At 35.8% G+C, this 3,286-nt stretch carries 6 protein-coding genes; all 6 read right to left on the bottom strand.

What is annotated here, in order from left to right; all coding sequences use genetic code 11:
* Positions 1 to 192: 192 nt before the first annotated feature.
* The gene (gene nusG, locus ADM33_RS08665; protein WP_045763385.1) at positions 193 to 729 is read right to left on the bottom strand and encodes a transcription termination/antitermination protein NusG; all 537 of its coding nucleotides are present in this window, start codon (positions 727 to 729) and stop codon (positions 193 to 195) included.
* Positions 730 to 786: 57 nt separating this feature from the next.
* A complete protein-coding gene (secE, locus tag ADM33_RS08660; protein ID WP_001211016.1) occupies positions 787 to 963 on the bottom strand; it encodes a preprotein translocase subunit SecE in 177 nt (58 codons plus the stop codon).
* 9 nt (positions 964 to 972) lie between these two features.
* Positions 973 to 1,125, bottom strand: coding sequence for a 50S ribosomal protein L33 (rpmG, locus tag ADM33_RS08655; protein WP_001809375.1), 153 nt, complete (start codon positions 1,123 to 1,125; stop codon positions 973 to 975).
* Positions 1,126 to 1,357: 232 nt separating this feature from the next.
* Entirely contained in the window at positions 1,358 to 2,050 is a 693-nt protein-coding gene (locus tag ADM33_RS08650) for a phosphoglycerate mutase (RefSeq protein WP_000240128.1), read from the bottom strand.
* Between the two features lie 136 nt (positions 2,051 to 2,186).
* Positions 2,187 to 2,555, bottom strand: coding sequence for a hypothetical protein (locus ADM33_RS08645; protein WP_049504548.1), 369 nt, complete (start codon positions 2,553 to 2,555; stop codon positions 2,187 to 2,189).
* Between the two features lie 511 nt (positions 2,556 to 3,066).
* Positions 3,067 to 3,286 (bottom strand): LPXTG cell wall anchor domain-containing protein (locus tag ADM33_RS08640; protein WP_049504547.1); only part of this gene is annotated, 220 nt, incomplete at its 5' end.

Below are 3,286 nucleotides of genomic sequence, written 5' to 3'. Positions count from 1 at the left end.
TTTGCTTTCCCCCTTTCTCTGCTTGTAGTATAGCAGAGAAAGGGGGAAAGAGGGGCTTTGATTTCTGTCTTGTGTTTTTTCAAGTCCAAGGTGTATCAGGAAGTATGAATACTGACAAGTGAGAATAAAAAAAGACAACTGTCTCTTTTACAATTGTCTTTGTTTTTGATTTTATATTGATAATTTTTTTGATTAAAGTTCTGCAATCTGATTAAGATTTACTTCCGCTACTGTATCATTACCAAACATTGAGATAATCATCTTAACTTTATTGTTATCAATTTCTGTGATCTTACCTGTGTAATCTGCAAAAGCACCGTCAATGATGCGAACAGTTTGGCCAACTTCAACATCAATATCAAATTCTTGGACAGTTTGACCCATAGAAACTAAAATATCGCGAATTTCTTGTTCCAAAAGTGGTGTTGGTTTTGATCTATTTCCGTGTGAGCCTACAAATCCTGTTACATTTGGTGTGTTACGCACAACAAACCATGCTTCGTCGGTCATAACCATTTCTACAAGAACATATCCTGGAAAGCGATTTTCTTCGATTTCTTTTTTCTTTCCATTTTTTTCCACTTGCACTGTTTGTGTAGGAATCTCAACACGCAGAATATTTTCTAGCATATTGTATGTTTGTGCACGCTGCAATAGATTTTCTTTTACTTTATTTTCGTAGCCAGAATAAGTTTGTAGCACAAACCATCCTTTATCAAAACTATCCATGTTTTTTCCTTTCCTAACTGAAGAATTTCAGCGACTAGATCTTTTTCTTAGCTTATTTTAAAAAATATTAATAAAACGAATCAATCCGCTAACAATCAATTGGTCAAAAATATAAATCATCACTACAAAGAAAGCAGTGTATTCCATGATAGATTTAAAATCTAACCAACTTTCCTTGCGAGTCGGCCAAGTTGTTTCTTTAAGAAGTTTAAAAATGTCCTTAATAAAACGCATCGTTTTCTCCTATCTCGTTTCTCGGTGTGTGGTGTACTTGCCACAGTGTTTACAAAATTTATTTACTTCTAAGCGTGTTGGTTTTGGATTTCCACTAATCTTAATCGAATAATTTCTAGAACCACAAACCGCACAGGCTAGACTTGCTTTTTTAAGTGCCATAACGCCTCCATCTTACCTATTATAACAAGAATCCTCTGCTTTGACAAGCTTAATTGTTTTTTGAATTCTTAAATCTTGAACGGTAACTTCTCAAAGTAACATCCACTTGTACTAACGGTAAAACTTAGTTTGGGAATTCAGCCTTCCAAAATCTTAGCTCAAGTTTTCTTCTACCTCAGACTGTATGTTTCGAAAATCAAAAACCTAGGAATCATCCTAGGCTTTATGATGTTTATTTTCCAAGGTAGTATTCAGAAACTACGTTCAATTTTTCGTCAAATTCGAATACCAATGGTGGGAAGTTAGGGATTTCTACGTCCATGATTTCGTCGTCTGACAATTGTTTGATGTGTTTTACAAGAGCACGGATTGAGTTACCGTGTGCTCCTACGAATACGTTTTTACCATCTTTAAGAGCTGGAGCGATTTTATCTTCCCAGAATGGAAGGGCACGTTCCAAAGTCACTTTCAAGTTTTCAGCATCTGGGATAACTGAGTCGTCAAGTGAAGCATAACGACGGTCTGTGTGAGCTGAGTGCTCATCATCGCGATCCATTGCTGGAGGCAATACATCGTATGAACGACGCCAGATGTGAACTTGTTCATCACCAAATTGTTCAGCTGCTTCAGCTTTGTTTTTACCAGTCAAACCACCGTAGTGACGTTCGTTCAAGCGCCATGATTTTTCAACTGGAACCCACAATTGGTCAGATGCTTCAAGAGCCAAGTTAGTTGTTTTGATTGCACGTTTCAATACTGAAGTATAAGCTTGGTCAAATTCGATACCAGCTTCTTTGATCAATTTACCAGCGTCAATCGCTTGTTGTGTTCCTTTTTCAGACAAATCAACATCAGCCCAACCAGTGAAAAGGTTAGCTTTGTTCCATTCAGACTCACCGTGGCGAGCAAAAACCAATTTTACCATTTGATGGATACTCCTTTTATTTTCCGAGGTTTCCCTCGTTTATCTATTCTATTTTACACAATTTTTCACAAAAAAGCTAGTCAAAATCAATCAAAAAAGAGAAGAGACTTCTTGACTCTTCCCTTTATGTATAGAACTATCCTTCAATTTGGAAATGTTTTAAGCTTGACAAGTATAGCGCTCCACCAATAATGAGGATAATTCCACCGATCCATCCCAAGAATGGAATCAATGCTACTCCAGATCCAACGATTAGCAAGATAGACGGTGCAAGCGAGATACGTTTGTCATCCTTATAGTAAACCAAAGTGAGAATTCCTAGGATAAGAGTTGCAATTTTTACTAAAGTAAAAACAAGGAAAACAACTCCCAAAACAAATCCCGCAAAATCTTCATTGTCAGAAATAGCAGCAATCATAACTATAACAACTGGTAAAATAGCCAAAACAGCTCCTGCAATAATCCCAATAATTCCATCAACTTGTGCAAGTGTTTTTGTCTTCATAACTGTCTCCTCAAAATTTTATATAATCGTTATTTTACCATATTTTAGTTTTTATTTAAAGTTTTTACCGGTCTAGTATAGAATGATGATTAATGATTGATGATTTCGTCACTGGCTCTCTATACGAATCAAACTAGTGATATTTAAAGTGTAATAGTTCTATTTTTTTACTTGTTATTTTACATTTATAGCATATAGCACACCATATCCCTCCGTGAGGTTATCTGAGGTTTAGTATCAGTTTCCCTGTACTATTTCTTACTCAGATTTAATTTAGCGCTCTTGATTGTTTCTGATAGAACTATACAACTAGTATTAATAAATTGTTGACTAATTTACATACAGCAATTTTTCTGAGATATCGTTATTAGGAAAAAATTTAATTTATCTGACTTCAAATAGTAGTAAAACGAGCCTTGAAATCAAAAAACCGTAAGAATCTCTTCTTACGGTTTTTCTAGCAGTATCAAAGAATAATCATTCTCAGTTTTACTTTATTTGGGCTTTTTATTTACTCTTCTTCCTCGCGTTTTTTAGCGATGAGGAGTCCTCCTGTCGCTGCTGCAAGAAGTGCTAGTCCAAGTGAAGCGTTAGATTGTTTAGTACCAGTATTTGGCAATTCTTTCGCTCCTGCTTTCTTAGCTGATGGTTTAGCAGATGACTCTTTAGTTGCTTCTTTCACTGTCTTCTCTGGTGTCAAGACTGCTACTGAACCATCTGGGAAGGTTACT

It is taken from the genome of Streptococcus oralis (genome assembly GCF_001075875.1).
Classification (GTDB): domain Bacteria; phylum Bacillota; class Bacilli; order Lactobacillales; family Streptococcaceae; genus Streptococcus; species Streptococcus oralis_I.
This window is presented reverse-complemented; position numbering and strand designations above follow the sequence as displayed.